Annotated in this window: 17 protein-coding genes; 3 read left to right on the top strand and 14 right to left on the bottom strand. The window is 45.1% G+C overall.

The features are described from left to right. Positions 1 to 135 precede the first annotated feature (135 nt). From QE429_RS02025 to QE429_RS02000, 6 genes are all read right to left on the bottom strand, one after another. The gene (locus QE429_RS02025) at positions 136 to 807 is read right to left on the bottom strand and encodes a TetR/AcrR family transcriptional regulator (RefSeq protein ID WP_307283416.1); all 672 of its coding nucleotides are present in this window, start codon (positions 805 to 807) and stop codon (positions 136 to 138) included. Between the two features lie 15 nt (positions 808 to 822). Beyond that, a complete protein-coding gene (locus tag QE429_RS02020; RefSeq protein ID WP_307283413.1) occupies positions 823 to 1,962 on the bottom strand; it encodes an acyl-CoA dehydrogenase in 1,140 nt (379 codons plus the stop codon). A 149-nt stretch (positions 1,963 to 2,111) separates the two neighbouring features. Further along, the gene (locus QE429_RS02015) at positions 2,112 to 3,242 is read right to left on the bottom strand and encodes an acyl-CoA dehydrogenase (protein WP_307283411.1); all 1,131 of its coding nucleotides are present in this window, start codon (positions 3,240 to 3,242) and stop codon (positions 2,112 to 2,114) included. A 117-nt stretch (positions 3,243 to 3,359) separates the two neighbouring features. Continuing rightward, positions 3,360 to 4,211 (bottom strand): 3-hydroxybutyryl-CoA dehydrogenase, encoded by an 852-nt coding sequence (locus tag QE429_RS02010; protein ID WP_307283409.1) that lies wholly within the window; start codon positions 4,209 to 4,211, stop codon positions 3,360 to 3,362. Between the two features lie 191 nt (positions 4,212 to 4,402). Continuing rightward, complete coding sequence (locus QE429_RS02005; protein WP_307283406.1) at positions 4,403 to 5,590, bottom strand: acetyl-CoA C-acetyltransferase; 1,188 nt, start codon at positions 5,588 to 5,590, stop codon at positions 4,403 to 4,405. Positions 5,591 to 5,914: 324 nt separating this feature from the next. Then, complete coding sequence (locus QE429_RS02000; protein ID WP_307283403.1) at positions 5,915 to 8,026, bottom strand: 4Fe-4S dicluster domain-containing protein; 2,112 nt, start codon at positions 8,024 to 8,026, stop codon at positions 5,915 to 5,917. Between the two features lie 176 nt (positions 8,027 to 8,202). Here QE429_RS02000 and cls point away from each other — a divergent pair, with 176 nt between their 5' ends. Together cls and uvsE are read left to right on the top strand one after the other, a co-directional pair. Further along, positions 8,203 to 9,411 carry a cardiolipin synthase gene (cls, locus tag QE429_RS01995; RefSeq protein WP_307283401.1) on the top strand — a complete coding sequence of 403 codons (1,209 nt, stop codon included), beginning with the start codon at positions 8,203 to 8,205 and terminating at the stop codon, positions 9,409 to 9,411. A gap of 114 nt (positions 9,412 to 9,525) precedes the next feature. Then, positions 9,526 to 10,482 carry a UV DNA damage repair endonuclease UvsE gene (gene uvsE, locus QE429_RS01990; RefSeq protein WP_307283399.1) on the top strand — a complete coding sequence of 319 codons (957 nt, stop codon included), beginning with the start codon at positions 9,526 to 9,528 and terminating at the stop codon, positions 10,480 to 10,482. Between the two features lie 59 nt (positions 10,483 to 10,541). Here the strand turns inward: uvsE and QE429_RS01985 are convergent, their stop codons facing one another. From QE429_RS01985 to speE, 6 genes are all read right to left on the bottom strand, one after another. After that, a complete protein-coding gene (locus QE429_RS01985) occupies positions 10,542 to 10,721 on the bottom strand; it encodes an H-type small acid-soluble spore protein (protein WP_307283394.1) in 180 nt (59 codons plus the stop codon). A 121-nt stretch (positions 10,722 to 10,842) separates the two neighbouring features. Continuing rightward, a complete protein-coding gene (locus QE429_RS01980; RefSeq protein WP_307283391.1) occupies positions 10,843 to 10,998 on the bottom strand; it encodes a hypothetical protein in 156 nt (51 codons plus the stop codon). A 39-nt stretch (positions 10,999 to 11,037) separates the two neighbouring features. Then, on the bottom strand, positions 11,038 to 12,711 hold the full coding sequence (argS, locus tag QE429_RS01975; RefSeq protein WP_307283388.1) for an arginine--tRNA ligase: 1,674 nt from the start codon (positions 12,709 to 12,711) through the stop codon (positions 11,038 to 11,040). After that, the gene (locus QE429_RS01970) at positions 12,708 to 13,136 is read right to left on the bottom strand and encodes a YwiB family protein (RefSeq protein ID WP_307283385.1); all 429 of its coding nucleotides are present in this window, start codon (positions 13,134 to 13,136) and stop codon (positions 12,708 to 12,710) included. The genes argS and QE429_RS01970 overlap by 4 nt, the downstream gene beginning before the upstream one ends. A gap of 193 nt (positions 13,137 to 13,329) precedes the next feature. Further along, on the bottom strand, positions 13,330 to 14,199 hold the full coding sequence (gene speB / locus QE429_RS01965; protein ID WP_307283382.1) for an agmatinase: 870 nt from the start codon (positions 14,197 to 14,199) through the stop codon (positions 13,330 to 13,332). A 195-nt stretch (positions 14,200 to 14,394) separates the two neighbouring features. Beyond that, positions 14,395 to 15,222: a spermidine synthase gene (speE, locus tag QE429_RS01960; protein ID WP_307283380.1), complete on the bottom strand. Its 828-nt coding sequence runs from the start codon at positions 15,220 to 15,222 to the stop codon at positions 14,395 to 14,397. 228 nt (positions 15,223 to 15,450) lie between these two features. Between speE and QE429_RS01955 the strand changes: the two genes are divergently transcribed. Further along, the gene (locus tag QE429_RS01955) at positions 15,451 to 17,511 is read left to right on the top strand and encodes a transglycosylase domain-containing protein (RefSeq protein ID WP_307283377.1); all 2,061 of its coding nucleotides are present in this window, start codon (positions 15,451 to 15,453) and stop codon (positions 17,509 to 17,511) included. Between the two features lie 258 nt (positions 17,512 to 17,769). Here QE429_RS01955 and QE429_RS01950 read toward each other — a convergent pair whose 3' ends face one another. Both QE429_RS01950 and QE429_RS01945 read right to left on the bottom strand, forming a co-directional pair. Beyond that, the gene (locus tag QE429_RS01950) at positions 17,770 to 18,282 is read right to left on the bottom strand and encodes a YwhD family protein (protein WP_307283375.1); all 513 of its coding nucleotides are present in this window, start codon (positions 18,280 to 18,282) and stop codon (positions 17,770 to 17,772) included. A gap of 15 nt (positions 18,283 to 18,297) precedes the next feature. Then, on the bottom strand, positions 18,298 to 18,948 hold the full coding sequence (locus QE429_RS01945; RefSeq protein ID WP_307290710.1) for a site-2 protease family protein: 651 nt from the start codon (positions 18,946 to 18,948) through the stop codon (positions 18,298 to 18,300). Positions 18,949 to 19,065: the final 117 nt, after the last annotated feature.

Below are 19,065 nucleotides of genomic sequence, written 5' to 3'. Positions count from 1 at the left end.
TCGCTTTATCCAGCCATAATTGTTACAAGATACTCAATGCAGAGTATTCAGGGTGAAAACTGGCTAGGCGCTGGAGCTGGATAATTCTCAAAGTCGAATTTGATATTTACATATAATTTTAAAATGAACTCCGTTTTACTGTTCGCGACTCGCCTCGTTTTCCAGACGCTTTTCGCCTGACGTGACCTCGCCGCCAATCCCCGCTAACAATAACTCCGTCTGCAGCTCAATATATTCTTCTAACGTAAATAGTTTTCGAAGCGCCCAGCGGCGGAAGCCCCACATTTGTCCCTGCACAAAAATGTTATGTGCAATCAACTCAACCTGCTTTTCAGTCAGCGATAGTTCGCCGTTTTCAACACACCGTGAGAGCAGGTTTTCAAACATGGCCACCATTTCCATCTCTTTTTTCAACACATAAGGAAGGGCGTCCCTAGAAAGGGACTTCACTTCCTGATACATCACGAGCACTTCCGCCTGCATCTCATCCATAACCTGAAAAAAGTTGGCAATCCCAAGCTTCAAGCTTTCCAATGTCCCTTTTTTCAAAGCTAAGTCCTTCTGCAACCTGTCACTGACATGGTCATAGATGCTGTCACACACTAGATAGAGCACGTCTTCCTTCGTGCGGATGTATTCATAAAGCGTCCCAATACTAAAGCCCGCTGCTTTGGCGATTTCCCTCGTCGTTGTCCGGTGAAACCCCTTTTGTTTAAAAAGTGTCACGGCCCCTTTGATCATCTGGTCGCGTCGCTTTTGCACTAAGCGCTCATCCTTGACCGAAGCCTGTACTTCCCGCTTTTTCATCCCGCTTCGACCACCTTACTTCGTAATCATTCTTGAAATAACGAGTCGTTGAATTTCTTGTGTGCCTTCGTATATTTGAGTGATTTTTGCATCACGCATGAATCGTTCAACTGGATAATCCTTTGTATAACCGTAGCCGCCAAACACTTGAACCGCTTCGGTTGTGACCTTCATCGCTGTGTCCCCAGCAAACAATTTGGACATCGCAGACTCTTTTCCATACGGAAGACCATTAGACTCTAACCATGCAGCTTGATAGGTTAATAGTCTTGAAGCTTCAATACTGGTTGCCATATCAGCCAACTTAAAGCTGATTCCCTGCTGAGCCGCGATAGGTTTACCGAACTGATTGCGTTCTTTTGCATAGTCCACCGCTGCATCTAATGCGCCTTGCGCAATTCCCACCGCTTGTGCTGCGATCCCGTTACGGCCGCCATCCAATGTCATCATGGCAATCTTAAATCCTTCGCCCTCTTCACCTAGGCGGTTTTCCACTGGAACCTTGCAATCTTCGAAAATAATTTCCGTTGTAGGTGACGAACGAATGCCCAGTTTCTTTTCTTTTTTCCCAACAGAGAAGCCTGGGAAGTCGCTTTCGACGATAAATGCTGTTGTACCCTTTTGTTTGCTGGATGGATCGGTTAGTGCAAAAACTACATAGATATCAGCGATGCCGCCGTTAGTGATAAAAATTTTAGAACCATTTAGAACGTAATGATCTCCTTCGAGGCGAGCCGTTGTTCTCATGCCGCCTGCATCCGAACCGCTGCCGGGCTCTGTTAAGCCGTAGCCGCCAATTTTGCTTCCCTCTGCCATCGGGCGAAGGTACTTTTGTTTTTGCTCTTCATTACCAAACTTGTAGATTGGCCAGCCGGCAAGTGAAGTGTGAGCTGAAAGTGTTACCCCTGTTGATGCACAGACACGGGAAAGCTCCTCAACTGCGATACAGTATGCTAAATAGTCACTTCCGATGCCGCCGTACTCTTCAGGCCACGGAATTCCCGTTAAACCAAGCTCCGCCATTTTGTCAAAAATTTCACGGTCGAAGCGTTCTTCCTCGTCACGCTCAGCGGCAGTCGGCGCCACTTCGTTTCTAGCAAAATCACGAACCATTTTTCGAATCATTTCATGTTCTTCTGTTAACTTAAAGTTCATTTTTAGGTCCTCCTTTGGGATATCTACATGTTTTTTAGATTTATCTACACACTTTCGGAGTTTATCTACACATTTTGCTCAGATATCTACACACTTTTTCGATTTATCTACACATTTTGGCCGGATATCTACACAAAATCCATCTTTATCTACAAATACTTGCTAATCACAATTCGTTGAATCTCACTCGTACCCTCATAGATTTCCGTTACCTTCGCATCGCGGAAGTAGCGCTCTACCGGGTAATCCTCTGTATAACCGTAGCCGCCAAACACTTGGATGGCTTCCGTTGCTACCTCGACAGCTGTGCGAGTCGCAAACAACTTTGCCATCGAGGCCTCGAGGCCGCACTTCAACCCGCGGCTGCGCAAATCTGCGGCCCGATAGACTAATAGTTTCGCCGCCTCCACACTTGTCGCCATATCCGCCAACTTAAAGCCGATTCCCTGCTGCGCGGCAATTGGTTTACCAAACTGGTGGCGCTCCTTCGCATAGTTCGTTGCGGCAGACTGCGCGGCCTCTGCAATACCTAATGCTTGCGTCGCAATGCCAATGCGGCCGACATCAAGGTTCGCCATCGCAATTTTAAACCCTTCACTTTCGTTGCCAAGCAGATTTTCTACCGGCACACGCATGTCTTCAAACGTAAGCTGTACGGTTCTTGAGCCGTGAAGCCCCATTTTGTGCTCATCCTTCCCAATGATCAGCCCAGGGGTATCTTTTTCAACAATAAATGCAGCGATGCCTTTAGTGCCTAATTTCGGCTCAGTGGTCGCAAACACAATGTACACATCGGCCTCACCGCCGTTAGTTATGAATACCTTCGAGCCATTGATGACATAATGGTCACCCTTCTTGACCGCGCGCGACTTCAGGCTTGCTGCATCTGAGCCAGCGCTCGGCTCGGTTAAGCAAAAAGCCCCTAAGTATTCACCTGAAGCAAGCTTCGGTACATACTTTTGCTTCTGCTCTTCCGTTCCAAAATAAAGAATCGGGTTCGTACCGACCGAAGTATGCACCGATAAAATCACACCCAGCGTGGCGCTGACCTTCGAAATCTCATTGATAGCAATAATGTAGGAGGTGAAATCCATTTCAGCCCCGCCATATCTTTCTGGCACAGGAATTCCCATTAAGCCAAGCTCACCCATTTTACGGAGAATCTCACGTGGAAATTCACCCTTTTCCATATTCTCAACAAATGGCGCAATTTCACTGTTCGCAAAATCGCGGACCATTTTTCGCATCATTTCTTGTTCTTCTGTAAATGTCAGATTCATTGGTCTCTCCCCTTTTTAAGGTGGATTCAATTCCAGGGGAGATCACAGAAGTGTATGTAATGTCGCCAGTGATCCACCTGGTTTTTTATATTTCTATTTAAAAACTTGCATTCGTTCCTATTCGTACGTGTAGAATCCACGGCCGGATTTCTTGCCGAGCCACCCTGCTTTTACATACTTACGTAGCAGTGGACATGGACGGTATTTGTCGTCGCCGAAGCCTTCATGAAGTGTTTCCATAATGTACAGGCACGTATCTAACCCAATAAAGTCGGCTAAAGTTAACGGTCCCATCGGATGGTTCATGCCAAGCTTCATGACTTCATCGATGGCTTCCTTCGTTGCCACGCCTTCATACAAGGTATAAATCGCCTCATTGATCATTGGCATCAAGATACGGTTGGATACAAAGCCAGGGAAGTCATTTACTTCTACAGGTACCTTGCTTAACGTTTTTGTCATGTCTTCAATCACTTGATAGACTTCATCTGCTGTTGCCAATCCGCGGATAATTTCCACCAACTTCATCACAGGCACCGGATTCATAAAGTGCATGCCGATGACCTTTTCCGGCCGCTTCGTCGCTGCAGCAATCTCCGTGATTGGCAGTGACGAGGTATTGCTCGCTAAAATCGTATGTGCCGGAGCAATTTCGTCTAATTGTGCAAAGAGTTTTGTTTTAATTTCCATATTTTCAACGGCTGCTTCGATAACAAGGTCAACGCCAGCCGCATCTGATAGATTCGTTGAAACTGTAAGTCGCGCGAGCACTTCCTGCTTTTGCTCCTCGGTGATCCGGCCTTTATCGACGTTACGGGAAAGGTTCTTATTGATGACCCCAAGACCGCGTTCCACGAATTCAGGTTTTAAGTCATTTAACAACACGTTATATCCTGCTTGGGCACAAACTTGAGCAATCCCCGAGCCCATTTGCCCTGCACCAATTACCATTACACTCGAAACCTTCATGTTTTCCCCTCCAGATAGGGGCCGTGTACCCGACCGCAGCCCCCTTTTTTATGAAAAATTGTCCTTACGACAGTAAACTGATGTTATGCGACAGTTACAGTGACTTATGCGACAGTAAACTCACGTTATCCGACAGTTAACACGTCTTATACGACAGTTAACCCCCGCCATACGCCGGTAACGCCAACCGCCTACCTTTTCGGCACCTCAATCATCACAGCATCGCCTTGACCGCCGCCGCTGCATATAGCTGCGATGCCAATTCCGCCGCCACGGCGTTTCAATTCGTGCATCAACGTGATGATAATTCGTGCGCCGCTTGCGCCGATAGGATGTCCAAGTGCGACCGCACCGCCATTCACATTAACCTTTTCCGGATCAAGCCCCGCAATTTTTCCACTTGCCAAAGCCACAGCCGCAAAGGCTTCATTAATTTCAAACAGGTCAATTTCCTCCAAGCTCTTGCCAGTCTTTCTTAAAATCTCATTGATGACAAGTCCTGGCGTTTGTGGGAAATCCTTTGCTTCGACCGCGACAGCTGCGTGACCAAGAATCACTGCACCGACTTCGCGTCCTTCACGCGCCGCACGCTCTTCGCTCATAAGCACAAGGGCCGCCGCACCATCATTCACTCCAGGTGCATTTCCAGCTGTAATCGTTCCTGTTGAATTAAACACTGGCGCCAGCTTAGCAAGTCGATCTAAAGAAGTATCCTTACGCGGCCCCTCATCTTCAGAAACAACCACAGGTTCTCCTTTTCGCTGCGGTACCTCTACTGAAACGATTTCCTCTGCTAACTTCCCACTTTCAATCGCTTCAAGTGCGCGAACGTGGCTTCGTAACGCCCACTCGTCCTGTGCCTCACGCGAAATCTCCATTTCAGCTGCCGTCGAGTTGCCGTACGTTCCCATATGCACACCTGTAAAGCTACAGCTTAAGCCGTCATGAATCATAAGATCCTTCACCTGTGAATCGCCCATTCGAAAGCCCCATCTTGCTTTTGGTAAAATATACGGGGCGTTGCTCATCGACTCCATTCCACCTGCTACGATGACTTCCTCGTCGCCCGCACGAATGATTTGATCGCCTAACGTCACACTGCGCATGCCAGATGCACAAACTTTATTAATGGTTTCGGTTTTGACCTCCCACGGTAGGCCAGCGTGACGAGCAGCTTGGCGCGATGGAATTTGTCCTTGACCCCCTTGTAAAACTGTCCCAAGAATTACTTCCCCTACCTCTTCAGGCTTCACGCCGGCACGAACCAATGCCTCTTTTACCGCGATGCCCCCGAGTTGTGATGCCGTGAAGCTGCTTAAAGCGCCTCCTAATTTGCCAAAAGGTGTTCTAACACCGCTCAAAATAACTGTTTTACCCATTCAAAACACTCTCCCTATTCCTAATATTCAGTCTTGTGTTTTTAAAATTTTTTACGATTCTTCAGATCTCATCTTTTAAAATCTATTCCGGTTATTTCGGCGACTGAACGCTCGCTCGAAAAAAATCGAAAAAATAACGCAAGCGAAGATCGTTTTACAAAAAACGCACTGCCCACGTACAGAAAACAAAAGGAAATGTAAGCGTTTTATTCTCACTTTATATTTTACATAAAAAATAGCAAAAGTTGAAATATTTTATACAAAATTCATAAAATTTTGAATGAAAATCTCAACCTTTGCTATTCAAATCATTGCTGCTACCGCTTACGAAGCGATTTCTTTTACCTCTCCACAAACTGCTTTTTCAAGCAATTCAGCTACATCGTATGTTGCTACTTTTTCTTCTACTTCTTTCGCCTTTGTTCCGTCTGAAAGCATCGTTAAGCAGTATGGACATCCAGAACTGATCACGGAAGGATTCACGGCCAACGCTTGCTCCGTACGGCTCACATTAATCCGGTGTCCGGTTTCTTCCTCCATCCACATCAAGCCGCCGCCTGCGCCACAGCACATTCCTGTTTCTCTGTTCCGCTCCATCTCAACCAGTTGCACACCTGGAATCGATTTTAAAATTTCACGCGGCGGATCGTAGACATCGTTGTAACGACCTAGATAACAAGAATCGTGGAAAGTAATTTTTTCATTCACTGCATGCTTCGGAACCAAGCGGCCATCACGAACCAGTTCATAAAGAACCTCGGTATGGTGATACACCTCTGCCTGCAGGCCGAAATCAGGATACTCATTTTTGAAAATATTGTAGGCATGCGGATCGATCGTCACGATCTTCTTCACTTCAGCCTTTTCGAATTCTTCAATGTTTTTCGTCGCCAGCTCTTGGAACAGGAATTCATTTCCGAGACGGCGTGGTGTATCACCAGAGTTTTTCTCTTTGTTACCCAAAATGGCAAACTTCACGCCTGCTTCGTTCATTAACTTCGCAAACGAAAGAGCAATCTTTTGACTACGGTTATCAAAGGATCCCATCGAACCAACCCAGAAGAGGTATTCGAATTCTTCACCCTTCTTGCTCATTTCCTTCACCGTTGGAATTTCTACATCCTCGCGAACCTCACGCCAGTTTTCGCGCTCTTTACGGTTCAATCCCCACGGATTGCCTTGACGCTCGATATTCGTCATCGCACGCTGTGCATCCGCATCCATTTTACCTTCTGTTAAAACTAAATAACGGCGAAGGTCAATAATTTTATCCACGTGCTCGTTCATAACCGGACATTGATCTTCACAGTTACGGCACGTAGTACATGCCCAGATTTCCTCTTCGGTAATAACATCACCAATCAAACTTGGATTGTAAGCAAGGGCAGCAGCTGATTCCTGTGCACCTTGTCCTGCCGCAGCTAGTGCAATTTGATTACCTTTTGTATTAGAAAAAGCAAACGTCGGCACCCATGGCTGTTTGGAAGTAACGGACGCACCATAATTTGTGAGGTGGTCACGCATTTTTACAATCAAATCCATTGGCGACAGCATCTTCCCTGTTCCTGTTGCCGGACACATATTGGTACAGCGGCCACATTCCACACAGGCATAAAAATCGATCATTTGGTGCTGCGTAAAGTCCTCGATTTTTCCAACTCCAAAGGACTCTTGTGTTTCATCTTCAAAATCAACTTTCTTCAACTTACCTGGTTTTTCTAGACGGTCAAAATATACGTTTGCCGGGCCAGCCAACAAATGCGCGTGCTTAGATTGCGGCACGTATACTAAGAAGGTTAGTAAGAACAATAAGTGCATCCACCAAGCCACATAGAAAATGACGATGGAAGCTGTTTCTCCTACCCATGAGAAAGCCGTTGCAATCAGAGAAGCAACCGGCTCCGTCCAAGATGCCTCATCTCCATGCCAAATGATGCCCATTCCATTTCCGACTAAAACGGAAACCATTAAGCCGCCGATAAATAAAAGAACAAGTCCAGATTTAAAATTGCGCTTTAACCGAACTAATTTTTCCACATAGCGGCGGTAAAATGCCCAAATCACCGCAACCAGAATCGTCAATGTGACGATTTCCTGGAAAAAAGTGAAGCCTGCATATAACGGTCCAAGCGGCAGGTGTGAACCTGGTGCGATACCTTTCCAGATAAAATCGATGGCTCCAAATTGGACAAGAATGAATCCGTAAAAGAACATGACGTGAATCGCGCCGCTTTTCTTATCCTTCAATAGCTTTTTCTGACCAAACACGTTTACCCAAATTTTTTGCAGCCGCTCTTTGACATTGTTATCAAACTCGACTTTTTTCCCTAACTTAATAAATTCGATTCGAGTCTTAACCACATAAACAAATAGGCTGATAGCGTAAGCGGTTACAAGTAAAAATGCAATGAGGTTAATCCACAAAAGACCATTCATTACTAACGCCCCTTTCCCCTGTTCTTACAAGAAAATAATTAATTTTCTGAACTTAATCTTATCTCTATTATATTATGAATGAGCATTCAGTCAATCAATTTTTGTAAAATTCGTTCGACTTATAGAAATGTACCCGTTCGGAAACACTAATGAAACCGATTGGGGGAAAGATTCACATGAGCTTGGCCACTTGTTTATGCGCACTACTTTTACTTATCATTATATGGCTCGTATTAGATTTTAGATTAGGTCGAAAGAAGCATCTTTCCATTGCTAGTTTTATGGAAACCACCATCCTCCATGGTTATGTGGACATTTTTACACATGGGAAGGAATTATTCGCTGACTATTTTCAGGAAATTCGCCAGGCGAAGAAGCATATTCATGTGCTCTTCTATATCGTTAAAGATGACAGCTTCGGTCAGGAATTTCTTGAAATGTTAAAAGAAAAGGCACGGGAAGGCGTGGAAGTGCGGCTGTTGGCGGACCGCCTTGGCAGCTGGCGTTTAAAGCCGTCCACGGTAAAGGCCCTTAGGGAAGCCGGGGTGAAGTTTGCTTTTAGTAACCGAATCAAACTCCCCTTTCTTTTTTACTCCGCGCAAGTCAGGAATCATCGTAAAATAACGATTATTGACGGGGAAATTGGCTATCTCGGCGGGTTTAATATTGGGAAGGAATATATCGACCAAGACCCGAAACTTAGCCCGTGGCGTGATTATCATTTAAAAATTCTTGGTGAAAGTGTTCATTCTTTGCAAAGTGAATTCATGATCGACTGGGAGGAGTATGGCGGTGAAAACCTTCAGCATGAACCGCCCTATTTCCCTGAGAAATCTCTTTCTAGGGGCCCTGTCCGCCATCAATTTGTCCCAACAGAGGCCGGTATGCTGGAAGGAAAGTTTATTCAAGTGATTCAAAAGGCGAAAAACTCGATTATTATTGGCAGCCCTTATTTTGTGCCAAGTAACCGCGTGATGAGTGAATTGATTCTAGCTCTCAGCCGAGGTGTAACACTCACTATTATTGTTCCTTACAATGCGGATCATTTATTAGTCCAAGAAGGGTCCTATCGCTACTTACGTAAGTTGCTGAAAATTGGGGCCAAGGTGTATCAATATAAGAATGGTTTTTACCATGCCAAAACCATGGTGATTGATGACAATATTTGCGATGTCGGCACCGCCAACTTCGATAAACGCAGTTTCTTCCTAAACAAAGAAATCAACTGCTATATCTACGACTCTGCCTTTATCACACGCGTGAAAGAAGTCATCGAAAAAGACATCGCCGACTCCCTGCCATTAACAATAGACAAACTAAACAAACCCAACCCGTGGAGAGCAACAAAAGAAATCCTAGCACGCTTCATCTCATACTTCCTATAAAAAGGGGGGACAGTCCCCCGGCACTTTACCGCATCACCCAATGGGGGGACAGTCCCCCGACTCATCACCGCGTTACCACACCGGGGGACTGTCCCCCAGAATGGAGTCACCGATATGAAAATTCGTTTTGGTTATGTTTCGACTGCGATTACTTTATGGGATGCTTCGCCGGCTAAAACGCTGACCTATACCCGCTACCAACAGCTCAGCGCAGAGGAGCGGACAGCAAAACTATTAGACGTGACGAGGCAAAATATCGAGCACACGAAACGAATGCTGTACTTCAATCTTGCTCATGAAATTGAGGTATACCGCATGTCGAGCTCGATTGTTCCCCTCGCCACCCATCCAGAGGTACGCTGGGACTTTACCACCCCCTTCAAAAAGGAATGGGAAGAACTCGGCGAACTGGTGCGGAGCAATCACCTGCGGATCAGCTTCCATCCGAACCAATTCACATTATTTACCTCGCCCAAAAAAACCATTACCGAAAATGCAGTCATTGACATGAGCTATCATTATCAAATGTTAGAAGCAATGGGGCTTGCTGATGTTGGACTGATTAATATCCATATCGGCGGGGCATATGGGGACAAACAGCAGGCTCTAATCCGTTTCTATCAAAATTTAACCACCCTTCCGGCCCATATTAAGCAGGTCATGACGTTAGAAAATGATGATAAGACCTATACCACGGAAGAAACATTAGAAGTTTGTGAAAAAGAGTCCATTCCCTTGGTGTTTGACTATCACCACCATATGGCGAACCTATGCGAAACGCCATTAGAAGAGCTATGGCCACGGATTGTCCAGACCTGGGCATATGTGCCACATATTCCGAAAATCCATATTTCTTCGCCCAAAGCGGAAAAAGAATTCCGTTCCCATGCGGATTTTGTGGACCCTGAATTCATCATGCCCTTTCTGCAGCTGCTAAAAGATACCGGTCAGGACGTCGATTTCATGATTGAAGCCAAATCAAAAGACCAGGCAACACTAAAACTCATCGATGATTTAAGCAAACTGCGAGGCTATAAACGAATCAGTGGCGGGGCCATTGAAATCAAATAATAGGGACAGTCCCCCAGCGGAGTGAAGCTTCACCGCACGGGGGGACTGTCCCCACTCTTTTATTCCTCGATTAGGTTCAAAACCGGTACGTCTCTTTCGTTCTCAGGGTCTTTCCTGGAATAGATCCGCGCCATTTTTGTGGTTTCGTCCACATTTTGAATGATCACTGGCGTTCCATCGTAGGTCACGTTAATCATATCGGCTGATTCCATAATTTCTTTCGCTCTTCCAACATTCATGCAATCGGTCACTCCTCACTCATAATTCTCTATTACTATTTGCATTTTATTGGATATTATTCATTATTTTAGGGACTTTTCACCTGAATGTTAGATAGAGCGATCATTTTATCTACCTTTTTTATTTTATCGACCACTTTTTCCAACTTATCGACCGGTTTTTATTTTTATCGGCCACTTCCAACAATATATCGGCCACTTCCAACAACATATCGGCCACTTCCACCCTCCTATCAACCACATTTCCATCTTTATCAACCACTTCACCCACCAACAAAAAAAAGCCCCCTCATCCACGATAAGGGAGCTTCAAACTTTACATCTTCTCCGGAGCCGATACACCAATCAACGCCAATGCATTCTTCAACGTAATCTGCACGGATCTCACCAACGCAAGGCGTGCCTTCGTACGCTCAACATTGTCCATATCAAGCACCTTTTCCGCATTATAAAAACTGTGGAACGTCGACGCTAAATCAAAGATATAGTTGGTGATGCGGTGCGGCATGCGCTTCAACGCGGCCTCCCCAACAGCAGCCGGGAACTCGCCAACCTTCTTCAATAAGTCCATCTCTTTCTCAGACGTCACCAATGAAAAATCAGCCGACTCCGCATCAAACTTCACGCCCTGCTCTTCCCCAGAACGCAAGATACTAGAAATCCGAGCATGCGCATACTGTGCATAATAAACCGGATTCTCATTCGACTCAGACACTGCCAAATCCAAATCGAAATCCATATGCGTATCCGAGCTGCGCATCGCAAAGAAATAACGAGTCGCATCGAGGCCGACTTCATCCACTAAATCACGCATCGTAACCGCCTTACCGGTACGCTTACTCATCTTCATCTTTTCGCCGTTCTTATACAAATGAACAAGCTGAATAATCTCCACCTCAAGCGTATCACGATCATAGCCTAACGCCTGAAGCGCCGCCTTCATACGCGGAATATAGCCGTGGTGGTCCGCACCCCAAATATTAATCAACTTTTCAAAGCCGCGGTCCAACTTATCCTTGTGGTACGCAATATCCGGCGTCAAATACGTATAAGACCCGTCCTGCTTAATCAACACGCGGTTCTTATCATCGCCGAAATCCATCGAACGAAGCCAAGTCGCGCCTTCCTCTTCATAGATATAACCGGTTGCACGAAGCGCGTCCAACGCCTCATCAATTTTCCCATTCTTATAAAGAGACGTCTCAGAATACCACACATCAAAGCCCACGCGGAAATCCTCAAGGTCCTTCTTCAGCTTCGCCATTTCATACTTCAAGCCGTACTCACGGAAGAACTCAAAACGCTCCGCCTCATCAACATTCACATACTTATCACCGAACTCATCCGCCAACGCCTGCCCGATGCCCACAATATCTGCACCATGGTAGCCATCCTCCGGCATGTCCTTATCCATGCCAAGCGCCTGGAAATAACGAGCCTCAACCGACTTCGCCAAATTATTAATCTGATTTCCAGCATCATTAATATAGTATTCACGGGACACCGCATAGCCCGCCTTAGCCAATACATTGCAAAGCGAATCCCCAACAGCCGCACCGCGGGCATGTCCAAGGTGCAAATCTCCAGTAGGGTTCGCAGACACAAACTCCACCTGAATCTTCTGGCCGCCACCAACCGTAGTTTCCCCGTACTTTTCTCCAGCCTTCAGCACTGTTGGAATCAAATCTGTCAAATACGCATTATTCATATAAAAATTGATAAACCCTGGTCCTGCCAGCTCAATTTTTTCAATAGATGCCTTCGAACGATCAAAATGCTCAACCAATGCCTCTGCAATCATGCGCGGCGCCTTCTTCGCCACACGAGCCAGCTGCATCGCCATATTCGTCGAATAATCGCCGTGCGCCTTATCCTTTGGAAGCTCCAGGATTACATCCGGAATCTGATCCTCCGCCGCAAGCCCTGCCTTCAAAACCGCCGCCCGAATCTCTTCCTTGATCTTACTCTGCATCAACTCTACTATATTCATTTCCCATCCTCCTCAAAGGTAATTTCTAACCGATATGTACCGCCGGGCGAACCCTGCATCCTGAAATCATACAATATATCAATCAAGCCTCGGCCATCTTCAAACGAATGCTCCAGCCTTTTCGTCATCGTCAACGTCTCAAACACACCAAACGGCATCTCATAGCTACCGCGAAGCAGCCGATTCAACTCAAACGGCAGCCGCATCTTCACCGCACCGCCTCGTAAAATCAACGCTTCCTTGCCCGCCACCTTTACAATCGTGCGAACATTGCCTTCTTCCTGCACTTCCTCATATTTAAGAAACGAGGCACCATCCTTCTCAAGATAACGGCCCAACACCATCAACTCGAAAGTCTCCTTATCCCCGTCCTGCTCAATCGTCGTTTTCACCTTAATCTTCATCGGAATCTCATGAATAGACAAACCAAACTGCACTTCCTTTTTTAAAAAGGAACTCTAACCTCTTCTTTCGAGTAGTTATAGTCCTCATCATGGTCATAAGCGCGTCACCGCATACTTTTTCTATTATAAACATTGTCACGATACAAATCAAAAGATGCCCGCCCCAATGGGACAGGCACCGTTCAAAAAGTTTTTCAAGGATGGAACTAACCTATTAGAACCAACCTAAAATCATTTCACGTAAAAGCTTGCTAGCTGTGTTTGCTGTTTGTTCAGATACATCATAGATAGGAGCGACCTCAACAAGGTCAGCACCCACCACGTTTACCTCAGAACGAGCAATCGCATGGATCGATGCAAGAAGCTCTTTCGACGTGATTCCGCCGCAATCCACTGTACCTGTTCCAGGTGCGTGGGCAGGGTCTAGCACGTCGATATCAATCGTTACATAAACAGGACGTCCTGCAAGTGTAGGCAGAATTTCCTTTAATGGCTCAAGCACTTCAAATTTCGAAATGTGCATGCCATTTTGCTTCGCCCATTCGAATTCTTCCTTCATTCCAGAACGGATTCCAAAAGAATACACGTTTTTCGGACCGATATGCTCAGCGATCTTACGAATTGGAGTAGAGTGTGATAACGGCTCACCCTCATATTGCTCACGTAAATCCGTGTGAGCGTCGAAGTGGATAATCGCTAGGTCTGGATACTTCTTATACATTGCCTTCATTACCGGCCATGACACAAGATGTTCTCCACCCATACCAAGCGGGTACTTGCCTGCAGCAAGTAGAGAATCCACGTATTCTTCAATCATATCTATGCTTCGCTGCGGATTTCCAAACGGAAGTGGAATATCGCCCGCATCGAAATATTTAACCTCTTCAAGCTCGCGGTCAAGATAAGCGCTGTACTCCTCAAGACCAATCGACACCTCACGAATACGAGCAGGACCGAAACGAGAACCCGGGCGGTAACTTACCGTCCAATCCATCGGCATCCCATAAAGAACAACCTTACTCTCCTCATAACTCGGGTGACTCTTAATAAACACATTACCCGAATACGCCTCATCAAAACGCATCAAAAAACCTCCTCTATACGGGGTCAGTCCCCCGACTCATTAACGCATCACCACACCGGGGGTCAGTCCCCCGACTCATTAACGCATCACCACATCGGGGGTCAGTCCCCCGACCCTTTAACGCATCACCACATCGGGGGTCAGTCCCCCGATCCTTTAACGCACAACCACACCGGGGGTCTGACCCCCCCATTATTACTTCACTAAGTCGCCGACGAATTTAGGTAGTACGAATGCTGCTTTGTGCAGTTCTTTTGTGTAGTATTTTGTTTCGATTTCGTGGAAGCGGTCTTCGCTTACTTCTAATGGATCGTATTTCTTTGAACCGATTGTAAATGCCCATAGGCCGCTTGGGTACGTAGGAATGTTGGCTACATACAGGCGAGTGATTGGGAAGATTTCCTTTACATCGCGTTGTACGTTGCGGATTAAGTCCGCCTTGAACCAAGGATTATCTGATTGCGCTACAAAGATACCGTCTTCTTTTAATGCTTTAGAAATCCCAGCATAGAAGCCTTTAGTAAATAGATTTACCGCAGGACCTACAGGTTCAGTTGAATCAACCATAATCACGTCATACTCGTTGTCACTGTTTGCAATGTGCATGAATCCGTCGTCTACACGTACATCAACACGTGGATCATCTAACATACCAGCGATTTCCGGAAGGAACTTCTTAGAATACTCAATAACCTTACCGTCGATATCAACAAGTGTAGCTTTCTTCACGCTTGGGTGCTTTAACACTTCACGGATTACGCCGCCGTCTCCGCCGCCAACTACTAATACGTTCTCAGGGTTTGGGTGTGTAAATAAAGGAACGTGTGCCACCATTTCATGGTAAACGAACTCATCTTTAACAGAAGTCATAACCATGTCATCTAATAGAAGCATGTTACCCCACTCTTCTGTTTCGATCATATCCAGCTTTTGAAATTCCGTTTGTTCTGTATGTAATGTTTTATTTACTTTCATTGTGATACCAAAGTTTTCAGTCTGCTTCTCTGTAAACCAAATTGACATATATCATCTTCCTTTCAACTTAACTCATTTTTATACAATCATGTGATTACTAAAGTAATCACTTCATTTTTTATGCTACCCAAACTATTGAATTACAAACATAAGAAAAAGTCTAGCAAAATTTAAGAAAAATTGCATTTTTATTTGAAAAATGTTTAAAAAAACTCTCTTTTTTCAATACTATTACTATCTAAATTTTTCCTGATAGAAAAAACGGAGGTGAACTCTATGGAAATCATGACTGATCAAGGGTTTCGAAAGACCATTAAATACTTGCGCGCCATTATTATCATCAGTTTGATAGGCATGATTTGCATGCTTATTATCTTTGGAAGCATTCTTGCCTACGCAAAGATATTAGGCGCACCTCCGCTCGCGGTTCCGCAATCCACCCTATTTTTTGCAGACGATGGAACTTTGATTGGTGAAAGCAATAGTGGTCAGAAACGGTATTGGGTGAATTTAAACGAAATTTCACCTGACTTAGTGAAAGCAACCGTTTCTATTGAGGATAAAAATTTTTACAATCATCATGGTTTTGATTTCAAACGAATTGCAGGTGCCGTCATTGCCGATGTTCAAGCCTTTGCCAAGGTGCAGGGAGCCAGTACCATCACCCAGCAATACGCAAGGAACCTTTTCCTTGAACACGACAAGACGTGGAAACGTAAGTTGCACGAGGCATTTTATACAATTCGCCTAGAAATGAACTATTCGAAAAAGGATATTCTGGAAGGCTATTTAAATACCATCTACTATGGCAACGGTGCTTATGGTGTGGAAGCAGCCAGCCAATATTATTTTGGAAAAAAAGCAGCGGATTTAAGCCTTGCCGAGGCCAGTATGCTGGCGGGTATTCCAAAGGGACCAGGACTCTATTCCCCACTCGCTTCGATGGAACGGGCAAAAAACCGCCAAAAGATTATTTTACAAAGCATGGTGAATAACAAGTACATCTCGAAGGCTACTGCCAAAAAAGCAGCAGAGCAGCCGCTCACACTAGTGGGCGCTCATACGACCAAGCAAGTAAAGATCGCACCTTATTTTCAGGATGCCGTCAAGAACGCTCTAAGGAACCAATTGCATTTAGATGACCGCACGATTGCTCTCGGCGGATTAAAGGTATATACCACCCTTAACCTTAAGCAGCAGGAGGCGGCAGAACAACAAGTCCATCAATATGTGGACAGCACATCTAAAATTCAAGCTGCCTTAGTCGCCATGGATCCGAAAAACGGGTATGTAAAAGCTCTAGTAGGTGGCCGGGACTATGAGAAAAGTCCTTTTAACCGGGCGATTCAAGCGATTCGCCAGCCAGGTTCCACCATTAAGCCGCTATTGTATTATGCGGCACTTGAGCAAGGCTTTACCCCTTCATCGACCATGAGGAGTGAATCTACGACCTTCCATTTTGATGATGGCCAGGCGGATTATACGCCGCATAACTTTAATAATAAGTATGCTGACGGCGAAGTCACACTCGCTCAAGCATTAGCTGTATCCGATAATATTTTTGCTGTTAAAACTCATTTGTTTTTAGGGGAAGATACATTAATTAAAACCGCCAAAAGATTTGGTTTATCCACGAAAATGACAGAGGTTCCGTCTCTAGCATTAGGAACTTCAGGTGTTCGAGTCATCGAAATGGCCAATGCCTACAGCCTGTTTGCCAACGGTGGAAAAAGTGTAAACCCAACATTCATTACAAAGGTAGAAGACTTTAACGGCAATGTCATTTTTGAAAAAGAAAACCAAACTAAAAAAGTATTAGACCCAGCCAAAGCTTTTGTCATGACCCAACTGCTGACGGGGATTTTCGACCCGAAGCTCAACGGATATGCCAAGGTTACGGGTAGTACGGTGATCAAAAATATCACCCGGCCATATGCAGGAAAGTCAGGTTCCACGGAAACGGATAGCTGGATGATTGGTTTCTCGCCGCAGCTCGTGACCGCTGTGTGGGCAGGATATGATATCGGTAAGCCGCTTGAGCTAACTGCGGAAAAGACGTATGCGAAGAAAATTTGGGCGAACTTTATGGAGGAAGCGTTAGACGGAAAGACGGTCAAAGCGTTTAAACCGCCAAAAGAAGGAGTCGTCGGTGTGTACGTGAACCCGTTAAACGGCAAGCTGGCGACAAAGGACTGTCCGGTACGCCGATTCACCTATTATGTGGCTGGCACCGAACCAACCGACTATTGCACCGAGCATATCAAAAACCCTGAATCCATCAAAAAGAAGGAAAGCAAAAAGGTTCCATGGTACAAAAAGATTCTACCTTGGAATTAGAAAAACAGAAGCGCCTTGTTCAGCCCTGACAGGCAAATGTTCTTTTACAAGAAAAGTTGCTTTTTGACTTTTATTGCAGAAGGATATTTGACCCGAGGGGCTAGGCGCTGGAGCTAGATAATATTAAATTATACTTAAATAGAAAAGCTCCGGATTGCTCCGGAGCTTTTCTTGTCCTAGTTTTACGTGTGTTCACACACTGTTTATCATACTATCTATCGTGTAAAAAAACTACCAAAAATTATCTTTAGGTATTTTTTACTCCGCATTTAATCCTTGTTTTAACTCATCCGTAGAATTATTCCACAATACCTCATTATGATTTTTCAAAAAGTCAGCGAGTATCTTTTTTGACTTGTCGTCCATATCAGCGACGATAATATGGCGTTTCAGTGACTTATCCATGCGGTTAACATGCTCTGGAAGCGACTTGAAGCCGCGGCGGATTTCGCGGTCAACGGTCATGTAACATGCAGTCACGCCAGCATAATAGGGTCCCTCTTCATGGCGGTCAATCGTCACCCATACCAGCCAATACGGCTTGCCATTTGGAACCTCTTCTTTATTCGCTAAAAATTTGATACCCTTCTCCACCGCACTGCGGGCATGCATCGCACCAATATCGATCACCGCGTCCCCAGCTTCTACATCAATGATCACAGGCGACACATTATCAAGGCTAAGCGCCCCTTTTCCAAACCCTTTATGATTAGCCATTGGATCAGTTTTTTTAATTATATTGAACCCAAGCTTTTTCTTCTTTTCATCCATCGATCGGAGACCTCCTTAAAAAAACATGCTATAAAAGAAATGGCTTAACCCTTCTAATACCCACGGGATAACGAACCCGAAAATTGGCTGAATCGTATATTGATCCAGTGGTGTAATGACTAATATTAAAAAAATTAACACTCCATATTGTTCGTACTGGGTCATCTTCGCACGAATATGATTAGGCGCTAAATCCTCTACAATCCGATACCCATCAAGTGGCGGAAGCGGAAGCAAGTTAAAAATAAATAACACCACGTTAAGATTAATAAAGATATTGAGAAAATCAATAAAATTATCTGACGGCACAGTACCATAACGGTTTAGGGCATACCAAACGATAAAGCCAACACAAGCTAACACCAGGTTACTCAACGGACCTGCGACAGAAACGAGAACACCTGCCAAGCGCGGCTTTTTAAAATGGAAACGATTCACCGGTACAGGACGGGCCCAACCGAAGCCGGCAATTAAAATCAACAGTGTTCCGAATGGGTCAAGATGCTGAAGTGGATTTAACGTCAGCCGTCCCTGCTTCTTGGCTGTCATGTCACCGAATTTGTAAGCCACATAGGCATGGGCAAACTCATGAAACGTAAAGGCAAACATGAGCGTAATGACAACATAGGGAATTTCTCTTAGTGGATAGGCAAGAAAATGTTCCAAGGTATCCATTTGGCTTCTCCTTCCTTACTGAACGGAAGGCACGCAAATGATTGGGACTGCTTCCGTTTTTCTCTTTCTTCTATTATATTCCTTTTAGTATACATGAAATCCTATGGA

It is taken from the genome of Bacillus sp. SORGH_AS_0510 (assembly GCF_030818775.1).
Classification (GTDB): domain Bacteria; phylum Bacillota; class Bacilli; order Bacillales; family Cytobacillaceae; genus Neobacillus.
The sequence above is the reverse complement of the archived record's forward strand: the minus strand, read 5'-3'. Positions and strand labels throughout refer to the sequence as shown.